The organism is Psychrobacter sp. CX16 (assembly GCF_057396245.1).
The window spans coordinates 1-19638 of the sequence record NZ_JBXYJF010000034.1; the positions used below are offsets into that span (position 1 = coordinate 1).

Annotated in this window: 19 protein-coding genes; 10 read left to right on the plus strand and 9 right to left on the minus strand. The window is 40.7% G+C overall.

Annotated elements, in window-relative coordinates:
* Nucleotides 1–277, minus strand: a 277-nt coding sequence (locus tag AC2SLM_RS11120) for a helix-turn-helix domain-containing protein (RefSeq protein ID WP_486551566.1), incomplete at its 3' end; no start/stop codon positions are given.
* A gap of 163 nt (nucleotides 278–440) precedes the next feature.
* Nucleotides 441–1376 (minus strand): LysR family transcriptional regulator, encoded by a 936-nt coding sequence (locus AC2SLM_RS11125; protein ID WP_486542513.1) that lies wholly within the window; start codon nucleotides 1374–1376, stop codon nucleotides 441–443.
* Between the two features lie 383 nt (nucleotides 1377–1759).
* Between AC2SLM_RS11125 and AC2SLM_RS11130 the strand changes: the two genes are divergently transcribed.
* From AC2SLM_RS11130 to ycaC, 3 genes are all read left to right on the plus strand, one after another.
* Nucleotides 1760–2173 carry a DoxX family protein gene (locus tag AC2SLM_RS11130; protein ID WP_486542515.1) on the plus strand — a complete coding sequence of 138 codons (414 nt, stop codon included), beginning with the start codon at nucleotides 1760–1762 and terminating at the stop codon, nucleotides 2171–2173.
* A gap of 462 nt (nucleotides 2174–2635) precedes the next feature.
* Nucleotides 2636–3403: a YoaK family protein gene (locus AC2SLM_RS11135; protein ID WP_486542517.1), complete on the plus strand. Its 768-nt coding sequence runs from the start codon at nucleotides 2636–2638 to the stop codon at nucleotides 3401–3403.
* 348 nt (nucleotides 3404–3751) lie between these two features.
* The gene (gene ycaC / locus AC2SLM_RS11140) at nucleotides 3752–4426 is read left to right on the plus strand and encodes an isochorismate family cysteine hydrolase YcaC (protein ID WP_486542519.1); all 675 of its coding nucleotides are present in this window, start codon (nucleotides 3752–3754) and stop codon (nucleotides 4424–4426) included.
* 456 nt (nucleotides 4427–4882) lie between these two features.
* Here the strand turns inward: ycaC and AC2SLM_RS11145 are convergent, their stop codons facing one another.
* Nucleotides 4883–5209 carry a GNAT family N-acetyltransferase gene (locus tag AC2SLM_RS11145; RefSeq protein WP_486542521.1) on the minus strand — a complete coding sequence of 109 codons (327 nt, stop codon included), beginning with the start codon at nucleotides 5207–5209 and terminating at the stop codon, nucleotides 4883–4885.
* Nucleotides 5210–5533: 324 nt separating this feature from the next.
* Here AC2SLM_RS11145 and AC2SLM_RS11150 point away from each other — a divergent pair, with 324 nt between their 5' ends.
* The 3 genes from AC2SLM_RS11150 to AC2SLM_RS11160 all read left to right on the plus strand — a co-directional run bounded on the left by AC2SLM_RS11150 (nucleotide 5534) and on the right by AC2SLM_RS11160 (nucleotide 8145).
* The gene (locus AC2SLM_RS11150) at nucleotides 5534–6247 is read left to right on the plus strand and encodes a pirin family protein (RefSeq protein WP_486553909.1); all 714 of its coding nucleotides are present in this window, start codon (nucleotides 5534–5536) and stop codon (nucleotides 6245–6247) included.
* Between the two features lie 162 nt (nucleotides 6248–6409).
* A complete protein-coding gene (locus AC2SLM_RS11155) occupies nucleotides 6410–7342 on the plus strand; it encodes a pirin family protein (protein WP_486553911.1) in 933 nt (310 codons plus the stop codon).
* A 194-nt stretch (nucleotides 7343–7536) separates the two neighbouring features.
* Complete coding sequence (locus AC2SLM_RS11160) at nucleotides 7537–8145, plus strand: nitroreductase family protein (protein WP_486542527.1); 609 nt, start codon at nucleotides 7537–7539, stop codon at nucleotides 8143–8145.
* Between the two features lie 154 nt (nucleotides 8146–8299).
* Here the strand turns inward: AC2SLM_RS11160 and AC2SLM_RS11165 are convergent, their stop codons facing one another.
* From AC2SLM_RS11165 to AC2SLM_RS11175, 3 genes are all read right to left on the minus strand, one after another.
* Nucleotides 8300–9109, minus strand: coding sequence for an SDR family oxidoreductase (locus AC2SLM_RS11165; RefSeq protein ID WP_486553913.1), 810 nt, complete (start codon nucleotides 9107–9109; stop codon nucleotides 8300–8302).
* Complete coding sequence (locus AC2SLM_RS11170) at nucleotides 9088–10200, minus strand: MBL fold metallo-hydrolase (RefSeq protein ID WP_486542531.1); 1113 nt, start codon at nucleotides 10198–10200, stop codon at nucleotides 9088–9090. Before AC2SLM_RS11170 ends, AC2SLM_RS11165 begins: the two co-directional genes overlap by 22 nt.
* A gap of 188 nt (nucleotides 10201–10388) precedes the next feature.
* Nucleotides 10389–11102 carry an RluA family pseudouridine synthase gene (locus tag AC2SLM_RS11175; RefSeq protein WP_486553915.1) on the minus strand — a complete coding sequence of 238 codons (714 nt, stop codon included), beginning with the start codon at nucleotides 11100–11102 and terminating at the stop codon, nucleotides 10389–10391.
* Between the two features lie 332 nt (nucleotides 11103–11434).
* Between AC2SLM_RS11175 and trxA the strand changes: the two genes are divergently transcribed.
* The 3 genes from trxA to AC2SLM_RS11190 all read left to right on the plus strand — a co-directional run bounded on the left by trxA (nucleotide 11435) and on the right by AC2SLM_RS11190 (nucleotide 14501).
* Nucleotides 11435–11761 carry a thioredoxin gene (gene trxA, locus AC2SLM_RS11180; protein ID WP_486542535.1) on the plus strand — a complete coding sequence of 109 codons (327 nt, stop codon included), beginning with the start codon at nucleotides 11435–11437 and terminating at the stop codon, nucleotides 11759–11761.
* A gap of 1019 nt (nucleotides 11762–12780) precedes the next feature.
* Nucleotides 12781–14049: a transcription termination factor Rho gene (gene rho, locus AC2SLM_RS11185; protein WP_486542661.1), complete on the plus strand. Its 1269-nt coding sequence runs from the start codon at nucleotides 12781–12783 to the stop codon at nucleotides 14047–14049.
* 206 nt (nucleotides 14050–14255) lie between these two features.
* Complete coding sequence (locus AC2SLM_RS11190; protein ID WP_486553917.1) at nucleotides 14256–14501, plus strand: hypothetical protein; 246 nt, start codon at nucleotides 14256–14258, stop codon at nucleotides 14499–14501.
* A gap of 127 nt (nucleotides 14502–14628) precedes the next feature.
* Here the strand turns inward: AC2SLM_RS11190 and ypfJ are convergent, their stop codons facing one another.
* Complete coding sequence (ypfJ, locus tag AC2SLM_RS11195) at nucleotides 14629–15513, minus strand: KPN_02809 family neutral zinc metallopeptidase (protein WP_486553919.1); 885 nt, start codon at nucleotides 15511–15513, stop codon at nucleotides 14629–14631.
* Nucleotides 15514–16149: 636 nt separating this feature from the next.
* Between ypfJ and AC2SLM_RS11200 the strand changes: the two genes are divergently transcribed.
* A complete protein-coding gene (locus tag AC2SLM_RS11200) occupies nucleotides 16150–16527 on the plus strand; it encodes a hypothetical protein (protein ID WP_486542541.1) in 378 nt (125 codons plus the stop codon).
* Nucleotides 16528–16672: 145 nt separating this feature from the next.
* Here AC2SLM_RS11200 and AC2SLM_RS11205 read toward each other — a convergent pair whose 3' ends face one another.
* A complete protein-coding gene (locus AC2SLM_RS11205) occupies nucleotides 16673–16978 on the minus strand; it encodes an integration host factor subunit alpha (RefSeq protein WP_486542663.1) in 306 nt (101 codons plus the stop codon).
* A 162-nt stretch (nucleotides 16979–17140) separates the two neighbouring features.
* On the minus strand, nucleotides 17141–19558 hold the full coding sequence (pheT, locus tag AC2SLM_RS11210) for a phenylalanine--tRNA ligase subunit beta (RefSeq protein ID WP_486553921.1): 2418 nt from the start codon (nucleotides 19556–19558) through the stop codon (nucleotides 17141–17143).
* Nucleotides 19559–19638 lie beyond the last annotated feature (80 nt).

Sequence of the window (19638 nt, forward strand, 5' to 3'; positions counted from 1 at the left end):
TTTTTTCATCAGCCAGTTGTCGCTCAAGTCTTTTTATGATTTGGGCTGGGGTTTCTTTGTGTGGCATTCTTAGGCTCTTTGGCGGTGTATTCCAGTCTAATGTACCATGTTTCCTAAGCCAAGTTAGGACGGTACTACGTCCTTGTATGCCATAGTGCTTTTGGGCTTGTTTGTAGGTCATGTCGCCTTTTTCTACTTGCTCTACAATAGCTAATTTAAAGCCTAGTGTGTAATCTTTCTGTGTTCGTTTAATCCTTGATCTTTCTGCTTTGTCCATTTATAAGCTTCCTTTTCGTAAACTTATTTTAGGACGGGACACCTCTATTAAAAAAGCCCGCTATCTTAAGATAGCGGGCTTTTTACATCGTCTATATTTTTAATACCACCATATACAACGACGGATGGGCACTATACACAATGGGTGCTATAAATAGTCGATACTAAAACTGATTAATCATACCCTCTGTTACCAGATGTTGATCCCAATAAGGGTCATCGCCAATTTGCTCAATAATAAAGTCTATCAAGAATCGGCAACGCTGCGATAAAAACCGGCTCTTAGGATAGACAGCATAGGCATTAATCTGTGGTAATCGATACTCAGGCATTATTGAGACCAACTCGCCACTTAATAGACATTTATAGGCAATAAAGGTCGGCATATACGCAATCCCATGCCCTTTTCGAGTCATGTCTAATAAAAAATCACCGTTATTTGCTTTGATTTTGGACTGAGTGACAATACGATGTGACTCGCCGGCATCATCTGTCAGTACCAATTCACTGGCACGCCCTAGTCCGTATTGCAAAAACAAATGCTCTTTTAAATCATTAATAGTCTTGGGCGTACCCTTCTTTGCGAGATACTTAGGGCTACCACACAGAACAAAGCGTATCGGCGTTAGGCGTCTGGCCTGATAACTAGAGTCTTTTAGCTCGCCAATACGCACAGCCATCTCATAGCCTTGCTCGATTAGGTCAACTTGTTTGTCTGAAAAATCCAGCTTAAAATTTAAATTTGGGTGCAGCTGCGAATACTCATGAATAATATCGCTTAAATGCATCAACCCAAAGCTTAACGGGGCAGTCATCTTGAGCGTGCCTTCAATGTGAGTCTGCTCTCCGCTAACCTCTTCATTCAAAATATCTACTTCGCTTAATATACGCCGTGACTGCTGATAATACTGACGGCCTGCTTCGGTCAGCGTTGAGTTGCGCGTCGTACGGCTAATCAATTGACTGTTTAAACGGTGCTCTAAATCCTTAAGACGTCGACTCACTGCAGATTTAGCGATATTTAATTGTTCGGCAGCACTGGTGATACTACCCGCATCAACAATACGGATAAACAGTGCCATATCTTCTAATTGTCCCATTCCCATCCCTTCTTATCAGATAATCGTCTAAATTGTAGGTTATAAAATCCCTTAATTTATAAACAGGTTCATTTAACTCTTTATTGGCGTTTATTGTTGGCACTTAAGACCATTCCTGAGAGCATCCTGTTTTCATTGATTATTTTCTTTACTCTCTTACTACTTTGTAACAGACATAATAAGATAAACTGCAAAGTCTCAAGTGCTGTCGCTGTATAGATTAATAGTTGGTTTTATTGACTAGCACAGCAAAACTTCGGATTGTTCTGATATTAAGAACTATAATTTGCGATTATTGGTGTTTACATCGTTTTAGTCAACAATTAAGATACTCACCATTAGCAAAGAACATTAAAACAACGACTCTTTTTAAGGAATTAATCATGAACGCAATCTCAAACATCAGTGCCCCACTTGGCCGTATTCTAATTGCTGGTCTCTTTATCTACTCAGGTATCGGCAAAATCACAGGCTATGCTGCTACCCAAGGTTACATGGAAATGATGGGTGTGCCAGGCTTCATCCTACCTTTAGTTATTTTGTTAGAAGTGATTGGTGGTATCGCTATCGTGGTTGGTTTTCAAACACGTATCGTGGCATTGTTCTTGGCTATATTTAGCTTAGCCTCTGCCTTTATCTTCCACCCATTCAGCGATCCAGAACAGCAAAACCATTTCTTGAAAAACCTCGCAATCGCTGGTGGTTTCTTAATGATTGTTTCTCACGGTGCCGGTCCTTTCTCAATTGATGCATCAAGAGAGCCAGCTACAACAGCGCGTCATAACAACCGTATCTAATAGTTAGCGAAATCGCTTTACTCTAAATTTTAGTAAAGTCATTCATAAAGGGCGTATTGAACGAGGTTCGATACGCCCTTTATTGTTTGTTTAGCTACCTAAAACCGCACTAATTGAGGGCTCAGACTCATCAGTGGATGCAAAACCATTAAGCTTTTAACTTAAACGCAACTCAAAAATGTGTATGTATCCTCCATAATTAAGTCATCATAATAAACTTGATACAAATTAGATTTGTGACCTTTGTACGCACTGTACATGCCACCTTTCTGAGACTGTAGCAAGTTTATTTTTTATATATAGTGATAAGTTTATATTTACAGTTTAATTCCTAAAATTAGCATTTATAAAATGTAAATCACCATAGTCCACTTTTTGAATACTGATAAGACGATAATCAATATAGCTCAGATTTGTCTCATTAGGAGTAACTTATGGATAATAACTTTTTGGAGTATAATAATGAGTAATCCGAATATTAATGACAATAAAGATGAGACCCATAAGGTCACAAAGCCTGATCCTCACTCTCAGTTAGGATTTTGGCAACGATTTCATGGCCCGATTCTACTGACCTTAGTCGGTGGTGCAATTGATACCATTGGTTTCGTTGGCCTATTAGGTTTCTTCACTAACCATGTGACAGGAAACTTAGTAACCGCCGGTAGTGCCATCGTGAAGAACGATAATAGTCTTTGGATTGACCTCTCTGTTCTTCCTGTGTTTATTATCACGGTTATGCTGACCAAGCGATTTATTGATCGCAGTGATTCGAAGTCGCCTATTTTAAGCCGCTTATTATTTACTGAAGTTGCTTTTTTAACTGCATTTATGGTTTCAGCATTGTACTTTGGTCCATTCAGCGATGCTGGTGCGGTTGAGCTGGCATTTACCGGATTTTTAGGCTTAATGGCCTTTGCTATTCGTAACACAGCGGGCAAGACAGTCATGGGTAAAATGAGCCCAACGCTATTGATGACGGGTAATACGACTAAGTTAGGTATGGATTTATCTGATTATGTTTTTAACCGTAATGAATGCAATATGAATGACTTACAACACAGCTTAGCGCTTGTTATGAGCTTCGTCACTGGTGCCTTCTTAGGTACAATCCTTTATATCTGGATTGGATTTTGGTCTATCGCTCCGTTCATCCTACCTGTTCTATATTTAGCGTTTGCAACACGCGATGAGGATTACCGAAAATCTCAGCAAATGCACCCTAAATAAAGAGCTCAATTTGCAGCACGTCAAGCCTCTATCCACCCAGGGGATAGGGGCTTTTTTATACCTAAATTTTAAGGATTGAAAAGGTATACATAGAACAGCAGGTAATTGCTTAACTTTCTCTACATTGTTTACAAACCACGTACCAAACAATACTAAGTCAATAAAGTTATATTGATTAGGAATGGTATTCTCTAAGGGTATCGAGATTACTTAGTTCTAATAATATTGCATTTAGCTTAGTTAAAGCAATCTTATTAAAATTTACTTAGTAATACGTTATATATAGATATATCAAGATTCAAATTTATTCTTACTACTATAAATAAACCAATTAAAAAGGACCTAGATATGTTTAAGCCTAAAAAAACAAAACTAAAAACGGATGACAATCTATATAAGCGTCTGTCTGTAGATGATGCTGTTGTACTATTTGTTGACCATCAAACAGGTCTACAAACTCTATGCCGCGACATGCCAGCTGATGAGTTCAAAAGCAACGTATTAGCTATGGGTAAAATCGCTAAATATTTCGATTTACCAGCAGTTATGACTACTAGCTTTGAGCAAGGTCCAAATGGTCCAATGATGCCAGAGCTAAAAGAGATGTTCAAAGACGCGCCTTACATTGCTCGTCCAGGTGAAATCAACGCTTGGGATAATGAAGACTTTGTTAAAGCGATTAAGAAAACTGGCCGTAAACAAATCATCATCGCTGGTATCGTAACGGAAGTTTGTGTTGCATTCCCAGTATTGTCTGCATTAGCAGAAGGCTATGAAGTATTCGTCATCACCGATGCTTCAGGTACATTCAATGATATGAGCCGTAACGCTGCATGGTTACGTATGCAACAAGAAGGTGCTCAGTTGTTAACTTGGTTCGCTATGGCGAATGAGCTACGTCGTGACTGGCGTGAAGATATGGAAGGTTACCTAAACCTTTTCTATGATATCAGCACTGAATATGCGCCATTAGTAGACAGCTACAATGCGGTTAAAAATGCTGATCCAAAAGACTTGCTATAATTAGTAATCCGAGATTCCGTAATGGAAGGAAGACTGACATTCTAGGGCGTGTCCTCATTTTGAAAATGGTGATAAAAATAAGATAAATCGCAGTCAGACAAGGAAGATAATGCCGTAAATATCGAGATATTTACTCGTGATTTGAGGCAGTATGACAAGATTTAGCTATTTTTAGCCCATTTAAATGTAATCGTACGAATTGAGGACACGCCCTAACTTAATGCTTATTTTTATAATCAGCTTTATAGTGAGATAACTTTTAACTTACTAAGATTTGTTTAGTCTTCTATAAAAGCACCCTTTCTAACTCATAGTTAGTTGGGGTGTTTTTTATGTCTGTGTATTTCTTAAGGTTGGATTCTAATCGTGAGCCGATTAGGGTTAGAAAATGATAAGAATAAAGTCATAAAAAAATGAGCAACCTAAGTTGCTCATTTTTACGATTAAATCTAACGCTTATGCTTTAGCGTTATGGAATACTGAGTTATCTTGGTACTCAGGATGTTTATCGATATATGATTTGATAAAGGGGCAAATAGGTTTCACGCGTAGATTATTTTCAGCAGCGTAATCTAGTAGATACTTGGCTAAATAACCAGCGATACCACGGCCGCCTAACTCTTTAGGTACTTCGGTATGCAGATAAGCAATACCCGGTTCACCTTGAGAGGTTTCAAAGAAGTCATAATCTTCAAAAGCCACGTGGCCGTCAACGTGAATCTCAAACTTTTTGGCTTCTTTATTATCAATAACTTCGTAATTTAAAGGTTGTTTATCAGACATTATTATTCCTCTATTAATAATACCTTGCCCAATGAGCAATATCATTTTTATCGATGCTACTGCTTATTTATGACACAAGTAAATTTGGATGATTTATTAGTTTTAGAGTATCGAGCTTGGATAAAGACAGCCTAGCAAATGAATTGCTAGCCCCTTTTATTCGCTACGTTCTCATGATATATCGTTGTCATATGAACGTCTAGTTGACCTATGTACAAAAGCGCAACTATCAGTAACTTGCATTTTATTTTACAGGCTTTATTATGTACCTGTATTAAATCTTATATCGTCTTTATTAAGAATTTGTTGTTAAAGGTGGTTATTATGAAACTGGTTTACCATGCAGCTAATACACGCGGTGGCGCACATCATGGGTGGCTAAAAAGCAAACACACCTTTAGCTTTGCAGATTACTATAACTCGGACCGTGTCGGCTTTGGCGCGCTGCGGGTTATTAACGATGACCATGTCGAAGGCGGCACAGGCTTTAGCGAGCATTCTCACCGCAATATGGAAATTATCAGTATTCCTTTGTCCGGTCAGCTCAAACACAAAGACAACATGGGTAACGAGGGCATTATCGCAACTGGTGACATTCAGGTGATGTCGGCAGGCACCGGGGTGGTCCACTCCGAGATGAATGCGAGCGATAATCAGCCGGTTAAATTTTTGCAAATTTGGGTCGAACCCAATAAGATGAATGTAGAACCGCGCTATCAGCAAGTACGACTGGTTGACCTACTAAATCGCAATCAATTTAATCAAGTGCTGTCGCCTAACCCAGATGATGATGGGGTTTGGATTCATCAAAATGCTTGGTTTAGTGTTGGTGAGTTTGATAAAGGTGAGATTAGCACCTATGCCCTACGTGGCCCATTAAATGGCGCTTATGTTTTTGTTATCTCAGGAAAAGTGGTCATTAAAGGTCAGATATTAGAAGGTCGAGATGGTCTAGGTATCACCGATACCAAAAACTTTACTATGGATGTGCTGGAAAATGCTCAGATATTGGTCATGGATATTCCGATGACATTCTAAGAGCATCGGAATTAGAAGTGCCAGAATAACAGAGTACAAACAAATTTTTACGTAGTCGCTGACCCTAATTTTTCTAGATAAGCTACTGTATGACAACCCATAGCGTATATGTACAGGTAGGTACAACGTCTATCATAATTAATGTTAATTTAGAGGTAAATTATGAAAACTAAAATTCTTGAACCACGTCTAGCAGATGTTGGCGGTATTCCTATTGCTCGATTACTACCGAATAAAGGCAAGCGCCCTATTGGTGCTTGGTGCTTTATGGATCATGCCGGTCCTGCAGAGTTTGGTGAAGATGAAGACGGTATGCAAGTGGGTCGTCATCCACACATCAACCTACAGACGTTTAGCTGGATGATTGATGGCGAAGTGCTACACAAAGACAGCATTGGTAATGAGCAAGTCATTACCAAAAACCAAGTTAACGTAATGACTGCAGGTACTGGCCCTGATCAAGGTATCAGCCATACTGAGCAAAGCGTATTTCCAGATACAGGCGGCTCTGCTAATGCGTGGCGAGGTATGAATATGGTTCAGTTATGGATTGCTTTGCCATTAGATCAAAAAATCGAACGTGATTTCCATCATTACCCAGAGCTACCTAGCTGGTCAGCAAACGGTGCAGATTTCGTTCTAACCACAGGTGTTTATAATACACCAACTGGTGACAGCTACGAAGCGCCTACTATTCAGTACTCTAAGCTTGTCGGTGTTGACGTTCACTTAACCGAAGATACAGAGGTTGAGTTAACCCTAGAGCCGGGTATGGAGTACGGTATCTTAATGGTAGTTGACGGTGCTGAATATAATGGCACTCAGTACAAACAAAACGACTTAATCCGTTTTGATGATGTTCAAGAGCGCACAACGATTAAAGTAAGTGGTAAAAAAGACACTCGCTTTATGCTGTTAGGCGGTGAGCCACTGAATCAAAAAGTATTATTGTGGTGGAACTTTGTGTCTGATAACAAAGAAGATATTGAGCAAGCCATTATCGATTGGAACAACCATCACCCTCGCTTTGGTAATGTCAATTCGGATCTTAAGCGTTTGGTAGCACCAGAATTACCTGAAGGTTTTAAAGAATAGACTCTTTATTAAATGTATAAAATTACTATCTACTGTTAAATAAATTTACAAAAAAACAATGTCAGTTTTATTTGATTATTTTATAATCATGCAAGATAATTTACAGGGGCACTAGAAACTTACAATAAGCGTGCCCCAACGTAAGTTAACTTTATAGCTGTATTTTATTTCTTGTTTCATAACGGAGAATGACTATGTCAGACCTACAAAACTTACAAAAACTAGCTGAAAAACGTCGTACTATCTATGCATTAAACAGCACTCTACCTGTCGCTAAAGAACAAGTTACTAAAATTGTTGAGCATGCTATTTTGCATACGCCTTCAGCATTCAACTCTCAATCAACTCGTATCGTTGTATTGTTTGGTGAAGATCATAAAAAATTATGGCAAATCACTGAAGATGAGCTACGTAAAGTAGTTGCAGACGACGAAGCATTCGAAGCGACTAAGCAAAAACTTGAAGGCTTTAAAGCAGGCGCAGCAACTATCTTGTTCTATGAAGATCAAAACGTTATTGAATATCTACAAAACAACTTTGCTCTATATGCTAACAAATTCCCAATCTGGTCAGAGCAAACAAGCGCTATGCACCAGTATGTAATCTGGACTGCACTTGCTGCTGAAAACATCGGTGCAAACCTACAGCATTACAACCCACTAATCGATAGCGAAGTTGCTAAAACTTGGAACATCGATCCTAAATGGGATTTAGTTGCTCAAATGGTTATCGGTGGTATCGAACAGCCAGCAGGCGAAAAAGAATTTGAACCACTAGAAAAACGTCTTAAAGTTTTCGGTTAATTGAAAACCCATACTGATTAGAGACGTTTATAATATTTATAACGCTCTAATGACGTAAAAAAGCAGCCCTGAGTTTTCAGGGCTGCTTTTCTATGTGCGCTTGTTTATTTTAAGTTTAAACATATTGATTAAGCTAAATTATATTAAAATAAGCCTAACGTTTAGCCTGACGCTTAAGACCTTGCTTGCGGAAAGTTTCCACAAAGTTACCTGTTGTCTGTGGAAAGATATTCGCAATCTTTGCCACCACACCACGGCTTGCCGGCAATACCATTTCAAGCGGACGTTTTTCAAGCACAGGGCCTACAATAGCATCAACCACTTCATCCACACTTAAGGTACGATTGCCCGAGAAGGTCAGCGCTGCCTGCTCCTTACCCTTTTGCTGATCAAGCATAGGCGTCTGTACAGCATCAGGACATAAAGTCGTCACCGCAATACCATATTTGCCTAATTCCATACCAGCGGCTAATGAATAGGCACGTACAGCATACTTACTCGCACTATATAAAGACAGACCTGGTACTGGTGAAAGCGCCGCTAAAGAGGCCACATTGATGATATGTCCGCTGCCCTGCTGACGCATAGTATCGATCACACTTTGGGTACCGTATATCGTACCTTTGACGTTAATGTCAAAGTGCAGGTCAACATCATTGGGTACATCAATGTCGGTTATCCAGTTTTCTTTAAGCACGCCCGCCACATTGCACAGCACATCCACTCTTTGCCATTTCTCAAGCACGGTGGCGATGACCTGTTGCCACTGCTCAGGTTCACGTATATCTAAAGACTGCAATAACAACCGCTTGCGTACAGAGTCGGTTAACTGTGCATAACTGCTTTGTAGTGCATCCTTATTGATATCACAGGCGCATACATTATTGCCGCTATCAAGTAAACGCTGACACAGTGCTCGGCCAATACCTGAAGCACCGCCCGTTACGATATAAGTTTGCGCCATATGCCACCTCTCTTCTTTTTGTTTTTAGATTTAGGATTTGGCGTAAACTTACCAAACTCAAGCTCGCCCATACGTATGGTCGGCGCCGTGCCTGGGAAGAATACATATCCTGCAGACTCTGAGGACAAGGCCATGTTATAAAAGCGCTCGTCTTTAGGATAAGGTCCGGCTACGGTTTTCTCTTGAATCATAGACAGATATTGATCAATACCGAATTCTAAAGTATTGCCATTTAAAATAACTTCTGATTGAGTCATTTTGGCGTAGTCAGCAAGACCTTTTATTTTGGAGTGCTCAGGTGAGTAAGCATCCATGCTAACCCCATTTTCGGAGGTTACTAATAAGCCTTGATCGGTATGGGCAACAATCGAGTGATTGCCCTCGGTATGGCCTTTGGTACGCATCAGCGCAACCGAGCCATCACCGAGCAATACATCGCCATCTAATAGCTCAATTCGACTGTCATCGATACCATCGATACCGCCTGGGCAATACCACTGATTCTGCCAAGGCAATAAAGCTTGAGCACTTTCCCACTCCTCACGCATCACGAGTAGCTTGGCATTTGGAAATAATGCAGACTGCCCTGTACCACCTAACCAACGGGTAATATTCTGGGTATGCAAATGATCATAGGTAATATAATCAACGTCTTCAGGATTTAGTCCGAGTTTATCTAGCACGTTAAGCACGGTATTGGTGGCTCTGACCATAATCTTTTCAACAGGCTTAGACAATACACCCATATCTTGCAACATGTGGTAGAAATAGGGTGTCTCTGCTTGATGCTCCCAGTCTGATGGGCTAACCAGTAAGGTTTTTAGACCCTCATCACTATCAAACTGAATGACGAATACTTTGTTACAGATATGAAGGTAGGGAGAAGCGCCGCCAAAAGCGTGTAAATAGCCAAACTTGGTCGGGTATGGAATACGAATCAGCTCAAAGGTTTTGTAGAATTTGACCTTGGGGCCAGCAAGCATGGTTTTGCGGAAGTCTTCGGCAGCAGCGCGTACATCTTCGACTCGGTCGAGCGGCTTTGCCGCATCACGCGCGTGCTCGAAGTGATTGGTTGAGTGAATCACAGTCATAGAATATCCTTATTTTATGGTAGCCCCTTGTTAGCACTAGTCTAATGGCCTTTAGGGGTTGGTTCACAGAAAGACGCATTACCTTTGACAGGTAATGTCATCTTTAAGAGAGACTATCTAATATATATCCTATCTACACGATACTATCTGGCTCTATTGATTAAAAGACTTTTATTTGCCTGATAGGTTTAAAACGGCACAGGACTTTCCCACGCCATCCAAGTGTTCATTGCCGGATGTTTAAGACGCAGTTTGTGGGCATGTAAATTTAATCGTGGCGCCAGCTCTAGCGCTTCGCCTTCCGCATAAATGGGATCACCGATAATAACATGACCCAAGTGCAACATATGCACACGCAATTGATGGCTGCGCCCAGTAACAGGATGAAGCGCAACACGAGTCACAGACTTACCTTGACGCAGCTCATGATGCAGCACTTCATAATGGGTCAGTGCATGCTTTTTCCAGTCTGGATCAGCCACATGCTTGGGCTTAATAGTCGGCTCATAACGTACCGGAATATTAATCTCACCCTTCTTACCAGGTGTCGCTAAAGTGCCCTGCACGATGGCTTGATATTCTTTTTGTGGAATACGTTCAATAAATTGTTTACTAATATGGGTTTGCGCCGGTTTGTTTTTGGCAAAAATCATTAGACCTGACGTGTCCATATCCAAACGGTGAATAAGCTTTACATCAGGATTGGCTTTCACCAGTCGAGCCAATAGGCTAACCTTTAAGTCCTTACCGTCAATACTGAGCAGTCCGGCCGGCTTGTCCACCAATAAGATATCGTCATCTTCATAGACGGTAATTTGTGCCATAAAGTCTTTGAAAAACTGCGTATCACGCTGGGTTTCTTCAAGGTTAAGCTGGTTTACTGTTTCTAGTGGTATCGCCATAATACATTGCAACGCTGTAATAAATGATTGAATAAAAAGATAAAACTGCTCTAGTAGTTATCTAAGTAAATAAGCGGCTAATCCACAACCTTATTTAATATGTTTGCACGCCATTTGATAAGTATTATCGCCCATTTACTGGAGGTGTGAGTATATCATCAATCCAACTTATACCAATTATTAACCAGATTTAACCGGCCGCAGACAAAACAATGCATAATAAATGGTAAAATAGCTTCTAATAGTATTTTTGCATCAACGTGCTATATCTATTTTTTAATATTTATAACATCCATTCACATCCGTATTTTAATAAAATAAAGGAAATCCTTATGTCAGATTTAATTATCAACACCACAGATGCAAACTTTGACCAAGATGTACTACAAGCAGATAAGCCTGTATTGGTAGATTTTTGGGCAGCTTGGTGTGGTCCATGTAAAGCAATTGCACCAGTTTTAGAAGAGCTTGCTCAAGACTACAATGGTAAAGTAACCATCGTTAAAGTTGACGTTGATGAAAACCCAGAAACTGCAAGCCGTTTCGGTATCCGTAGTATCCCAACGCTAATGGTATTCAAGGGCGGCGAGAAAGTAGATACGGTTATGGGCCTTCAGCCTAAAGCTGATCTAGCTGCTTTACTTGATAAGCATGCCTAATGACTTTTTTGTCTTTTTGTGATGTCCTTTTGATTGGATATTCACCTATCGGCATTCACTAAAAAAACCAAGGAGCAGGGTTTAAAAAGGCGATTGTCCTTAGATAATTGCCTTTTTTATCTTTATAATTATGGGCTTAGCGAGGCGAATAACGGCTTATATACTGCCTTACTATTAAATCCTTATCTAATGAAGTAGAGAGTATCTTCTATTATTAGGCCAAAATATGAGTACGTTTAGGTAAAATCCTGATATTTAATGGCCTTTAAAGCAACAAAACCATTGACATAACGCTGTAAAACACCGTATAGTTTGTGTTCTAGAGAATACCTATTGTCAACTTGCGGTCAATTCGCGAAGTCTCAAGAAATGAATGCTGATTTAACGCATCCTTAGTTTCTGTCTTACCAGTACTCGCTTATCTGTACGCAATCTTTGATTTATCATCCCTTATCTAAATCACACTATCTGAACTTGCGTCATTGTTAATAACAACGCCAGTTAGTCGTCTTTTTATATGCTGATTGATAGTCAAATATTGACAATCAAAAGACCTTTTCTCGCTTTCTTGCACAACAGTAAACCCCGTCTGAATCCAATATACTTTATATTTAATTGATTAAATAATAGGTAAAACGCTTATCTAAGATACTGCGTATAAGCTGCCTTCTTCTAGCTTAGCGCCAATTTTACATATTCATTTATTGTCACTGCTTATTGCTATATAACCTAATATATTTGCAAATTGTTAGTGATAATGTGCAAGATAATGGTTGCTATAACATCAAAAGACGTGTGTGTGACTTGTGCAAGTATTAATACGTGGTCATGGTACCTCTATTCTATTTATATCATAAACTCAGTAATCTTATTTTCATGAATAACCTTACTTTTTCCTACCATTATTTGGTGTCAACTCTACCTGTGTGTAGCGATAGCCTTTATCGTAACCACAACAATCACTTATTGCATACTTCTAGTAGCTGACTATGACTCAACAACCATCAAACGAAACCTCTATGAATCTGACTGAACTGAAAAAGAACTCCGTTTCTGAATTGCTAAATATTGCAAAAGAGATGGGGCTCGATAATCTTGCCCGTAGCCGCAAACAAGACATCATTTTTGCTATCTTAAAAAAGCATGCCAAAAATGGTGAAGCCATCTATGGTGATGGTGTACTTGAAGTACTGCCCGATGGCTTTGGCTTTTTGCGCTCATCAGAAGGCTCGTATCTAGCAGGTCCTGATGATATTTATGTCAGTCCGAGCCAAATTCGCCGCTTTAGCCTAAAAACAGGCGACTCTATTGCCGGTACGATCCGTCCGCCAAAAGATTCTGAACGTTATTTTGCGCTATTGAAGGTCGGTGAGATTAACTTTGATACCCCAGATCGTTCACGTCATAAATTAATTTTTGAAAACCTAACACCACTATTCCCAACTGAGCAGCTTAAGCTTGAGACAGGTAATGGTACGACTGAAGATTTAACCGGTCGTGTTATCGACTTGATTGCGCCTATCGGTAAAGGTCAGCGCTCTATTATCGTGGCACCGCCAAAAGCTGGTAAAACCGTTCTACTTCAAACCATTGCACAGTCTATTACGCGTAATAATCCTGAATGCTATTTGATTGTTCTGCTTATCGATGAACGCCCAGAAGAAGTGACCGAAATGCAGCGCACGATACGCGGTGAAGTGGTTGCCTCTACTTTTGATGAGCCGCCACAGCGTCACGTCCAAGTTGCCGAAATGGTTATCGAAAAAGCCAAGCGTTTGGTTGAGCACAAGCAAGACGTAGTGATTTTATTAGACTCTATCACTCGTTTGGCACGTGCTTATAATGCGGTCGTACCGTCATCAGGCAAAGTATTATCAGGTGGTGTAGACGCCAACGCGTTAGCACAGCCTAAACGCTTCTTTGGTGCAGCACGTAACATTGAAGAAGGCGGTAGCTTAACCATTATCTCAACTGCCCTAATCGATACTGGCAGTAAGATGGACAGCGTTATCTTCGAAGAGTTCAAAGGGACAGGTAACCAAGAAATTACGCTTGAGCGTGATTTGGCTGAAAAACGTGTATTCCCAGCTATTAATATCAAAAAATCTGGCACACGCCGTGAAGAGCGCCTGCTTGATGAGGATACGCTGCGTAAAGTTTGGATTTTACGTAAATTGCTTCAGCCGATGGATGGTACGCAAGCCACTGAATTCTTGCTCGATCGCTTAAAAGAGGCCAAAACCAATGATGATTTCTTTGATCAAATGAAGCGTAAATCACAAAACTAGTCGTTTAAACGCTTGATATAACGTACGAAATAAAAAGGCCGTTAACAGATGTTAGCGGTTTTTTTGTTGGATACATCCACATAACACCGTTTACATTCCGTGAGTATAGCGTAGCCTTATCGATACACTGCTATTTTGGCTGATACGCTACACTTATCAAATCGTAACTTGTTTAATTTCTCAGGCCAAATAAGGAAGAATACATCATGAAACTTACTAAAACTCTTGCATTCGCAACGATGACTAGCTCTGCACTTCTTATGGCTGGCTGTAATTCAACGGGTGGTTTTAATCCAAATAATATGAACAACACTGCTAAAGGCTCGGCGGCTGGCGCGGTTGCTGGTGCTCTTATCAAGAGCGGTGGTGATAGCGGAGATATCGCTAAAGGTGCTGCAACGGGTGCCGTATTGGGCGGTGGCACGGGTTATGTTATCGATCATACTAAATAATTGTGGGTTAATGAGTCGCTATTCTATTTAATTATCCAATGATAAATGATTAAACAAAAAAGCCTGCAATTGCAGGCTTTTTTGTTTAAAAGCTATTTACCTAACATCTAGCGTCTATTAAATACTGCTAAATACTGCCTGAGAATGTATCACAGTTGCGTACATCACCCGTTTCAAAGCCACGGCTAAACCAGTTCACACGCTGCTGACTGCTACCATGCGTAAAGTTATCAGGAACCACTGCTCGGCCACTAGCCTGTGCTAAACGGTCATCACCAATCTGACTGGCTGCCTGTAGTGCTTCATCAATATCGCCCGCTTCTAAGAACTGAACACGTTGTTGATTACGATTCGCCCATACCCCTGCATAGCAGTCTGCTTGCAATTCTTGACGTACTGACAACTCATTACCTTGTGCTTCACTGACTTGGCGACGCGCCTCATTTACCTTTTGTGATGTACCCATTAAGGTTTGCACGTGGTGACCCACTTCATGTGCAATCACATAAGCCTGTGCAAAATCACCCGCCTTACCTTGGTTTTCAGCATCGCCTGAACCTTGCTGATCACCGGTAATGCCTAAGTTTTGTCGCATTTCAGCGAAAAAGGACGTATCTAGATATACTGTCTGATCACCTGGGCAGTAAAAAGGACCAGTTGCCGCCGTTGCGCTACCACAGGCTGAGTTAACGCTACCGTTAAATAATACCAATTGTGGCTCTTGATATGTTCCGCCTAACTCTTGGAAGACCTGTTTCCAAACATCTTCAGTATCCGCCACAACAGTGGCGACAAACTGAGCATCACGGCTATCATCATTTAAAGGTTGAGTACTCGTAGCACTACCTCCCCCGTTAGTAACGGATTGACCTGTCTGAAAAGCGGTCATTGGATTCATGCCAAATACTAACCATAAGATGAGGCCAATTATGATACCAAAAATACCACCGCCTGCTGCTTTACCTCCACTCATGCGCACATTAGAGCTTCTACGCCTACCTCGCCATTTCATCGATAGTTGCCTCAATTATTGATTTATAAACATTGTTATATTACCTGATTCATACCTTATCTTATAGGATTTGGATATTATATAAAGCCCCTATACAAGGTGATGCGACAAAACATATTTATATAAGTAGATGACTGTTATTGGTTATAGCATGCAGCTAATACCCTCCAATCTACCGTTCATCCTATAAGTATCATAGTATAGGCACAAATAAGACTATACTCTAGGGATAATGAGGCGCGATGGCTTTGTATCCTTATTGGAATGGACAGCTCAGTAAGGATTGGTACTGTTTTGAAGTAACAATGAACTTACATTCTGTGATTGCATCCAATTGAGTTAAGAAATAAAATGAACAAAAATGCTTAGTATAAGTGTTTATCAAAATTTTTAGACTTAATTTTTTAGGTAATCGAGAGAATTTATTACTCTAGTTTCGTTAAAAATTGTATCTAAATATAATGTTTAACAAGATTTACTTTATATTGTCATATTGGTGAGGTATAATCGCCAACGAATTCTGACTCTGTAAGATTTCACTTATGATCTAGTTAGATGACAGAAATACTTTTTATTTCTGCGTGACTGTTTATAAATTGCTTTGTCAGTCATATTTCACTTTTTTGGAGATAAACTATGAAACTTAAGCTACTTGCACTTTCAGGTCTAATGGCTGCTACTATGGGCTTAACAGCTTGTGACAGCAACAAAGAAAACGCTGTTGAAGACGTTAACGACGCTCAAGAAGAGCTACAAGACGCAGAAGCAGAACTAAACGAAGCTGCTGCTGAAGGCGAAGCTGTTGGTACTGAACAAGCTGAATTAGCTGACGCACAGGCTGCTGCAGACGAAGCTGAAGCTGCTGCTATGGCTGGTGATGCAGAAGCTATTGAAGAGTCAAACACTACTGATGTAGATGCAGTTTCAAATGAAGCTATGGCTACTGCTGATGACACTACTGATGTAGCTGTTGTTGAAGATGCTGAAGGCGATGCTGAAGTTGTAACTCAATAATAGTAATTCCTACCTAGCAAAAAAGTTATACAAAAAAGAGAGCCAGTTGGCTCTCTTTTTTTGTTTTTTGACTTCAATTTAAAAATAGTTCAAGGTTAAGATTCTGTAGAAGCGAGCAATAACTTATGTTACTGGCTATCAACTTCTAAGCTTGTTGCGCTGTCTGCCTCTCATCTACTTGGCGACGCAGTTTTTGACCTGCTTTAAATGTCACCACACGGCGTGCACAGATTTCAACCTCTTCTCCTGTTTTCGGGTTGCGTCCTGGTCTACTCTTCTTATCTTTTAGGATAAAGTTACCAAAACCGGATAGCTTTACATCTTTGCCATCTACCAAATTTGCATAAATTTCATCAAAAAACGAATCTACCAACATTCGTCCCTGTTGACGGGTAAACCCAAATTTATCAACAAGGTGATCAATAATATCTGCTTTTGTAAGAGTCATGATTGCGTCTTCCTTTTCGTATTCAATCTTATCAATGGCTTTTAATAGACCTGATAATAATAGTAAGGCCCATAAGCTTCCTGCTTGATGGGCGCTGTTTTGGTTATTTTAAAAACAACTGTCTTTAAAATAACATTTATGTGTCAGAGTGTATATTAATATTTCTTAACTGTCTCTTAATTGTACACCATAGGCTTCCTGTAATGAACCTATCACTTTCTCCATTGCCTCGTTGACAACCTCATCAGATAGGGTCTGTGCGACATCCTGCCAGATTAAACCAAAGGCAACTGAACGCATGCCCTCTGGCGTGTGCTCACCTTGGTACACATCAAACAACCAGTGCTGTTGTAGTAGGGTTCCACCTGCCTTGCGGATAGTCGCAGATAAATCTTGACGAGGAATATTAGCATCTACTAAAAAAGCAATATCACGGCGAACTTGAGGGAACTTAGAGGGGCTTTGAATGCCGTGTAGCACTCGCATTTGCTCCAAAATTGGCTCTAATGTTAATTGAGCAACCCAAGTCTTAGGTAAATCCAGTTCTTGAGCAATACTTGGATGCAGCTGACCTAACCAGCCCACAACCTCACCATTGATTAACAACTCTGCGCTTTGACCAGGATGTAAGAAAGCCAATGTGCTGCGCTGATAGCTAATACTAGCCTCATCTAATGTCGATGGTAGTAATTGCTCCACATCATTTTTTAGATCAAAGAAGTCCATCGCACGATTGTCATGTGCCTGTTCTGGATAGATATCACCAGTTGCGACAATCGCTAGACTTGGGGTTTGAACCAGTTCAGAAACAGTAGCGCCCACAAAGCTTAGACCGGTTTCAAAGAAACGCACGCGAGGCTGTTGACGGTTTAAGTTATACTGCACACAAGGCAATAAGCTTGATAGTAAGGTGCGGCGCATTACCGCTAGATCTGATGAAATAGGGTTAGCAAGCGCTAACACATTACCCAGTTTTGGATCATCCAGGATGGTTTCAATCTTCTCATCACTAAAACTAAAGCTAATCGCTTCCATATAGCCTGCATCGACCATTTTAAGCTTCAAGCGGTGCGTCACATCAGCAGTGTCATCGAAACTCATGTCGACACCAAGATTTGGCAAGGTACTTGGAATATTGTCATAGCCATAGATACGCGCGATTTCTTCAATCAAATCTTCACTAATCTCAATATCAAAACGATGGCTTGGCGGTAAGCAGTTGAAAAAGGTCTTGCCGTCGTGCTCAGATTCTTCTACTTGAATCTCAAGACGTGTTAATATCTCGATAATACGCTCTTTGGCAATCTCAATACCAATCACGTCTTTCACTTTCTGTAAAGGTAGACGTACAATTGAACGGTTTGGCAACTGATTAGTGTCTTCAACGGTTGTAATATGACCGGCTTTACCACCTGCTACACTGCTAATGAGGTTAACTGCACGATTTAGGGCTGTTGAAGGCAGCTCAAAGTCCACACCACGTTCAAATCGCTGCGAGGCATCAGTATGTAAACCAAAACGGCGCGCACGCCCTGCGATAGCAAGCGGTTCAAAGAACGCACTTTCTAACACAATATTGGTGGTCTCATCGGTAACGCTGCTGCGCATACCGCCCATAATACCAGCAAGGGCTAATATGCCTTCATCGTCAGCAATAACCAGTTCGTCCCCTTTTAAGGTGACGGTTTGCTCATTGAGCAGCTCCAAGCTTTCGCCTTCTACCGCTTTACGAACCTTAATGGCACCGATAATCTTATCAGCATCAAAAGCATGTAGCGGCTGACCCAGCTCTAATAAAACATAATTAGTCACATTGACCAAGAAGTTATGCAAACGTTGGCCACTTTGTAGCAATGCTTTTTGCATCCACTCAGGTGTCTCAACACTGCGGTCAATATTAAGCACCGGCTGTGCAAGATACCGTGGACACGCATCAACCGCATCAACCGTTACTGCTTGAGTTGCGTCAGTATCACCGACTTGCTCAGTGGTCTCTGGAGCAGTCACAGGCAGATTGTTAATCACACCGATTTCACGGGCAATACCACGGACGCTAAAGCAGTCGCCACGGTTTGGGGTGATAGAGATGTCTAAAATCTTATTGTCTAGACCTAAGTAATCACGAATATCTGTGCCCACAGGTGCATTGTCTGGCAGCTCAAGCAAACCATCTACCACATCTGGCAAATCAATTTCTGATGCACCGCATAACATACCTTGTGACTCAACACCGCGCAGCTTGCTCTTTTTAATCTTAAAACCTTTACCGTCTGGTGTCGGTAGCTTTGCACCAATAGTAGCCACAGGTGCACGCATGCCAACACGCACATTTGGTGCACCACAAACAATTTGTAGCGGCGCATCACTATTGATATTAACCTGAGTTACTCGCAATTTATCGGCATCAGGATGAGGATGAGGCTCAACAGAAATTATTTCACCGATGACCACACCACTAAAGTCAGCCGCAACCGCTTCGATATCGTCAATTTCAAGACCTGCCATGGTCAACTGATCGGCCAGCTCTTGTGTACTGTTATTTGGGTTTACCCACTCGCGTAACCATTGTTCGCTAATTTTCATAGAATTCTCAAAAGGCTGTCAAATTATTATGTCTGTTATCGTATCGGATATTTACCAGAGACTTTGCGTAATACCGCAAA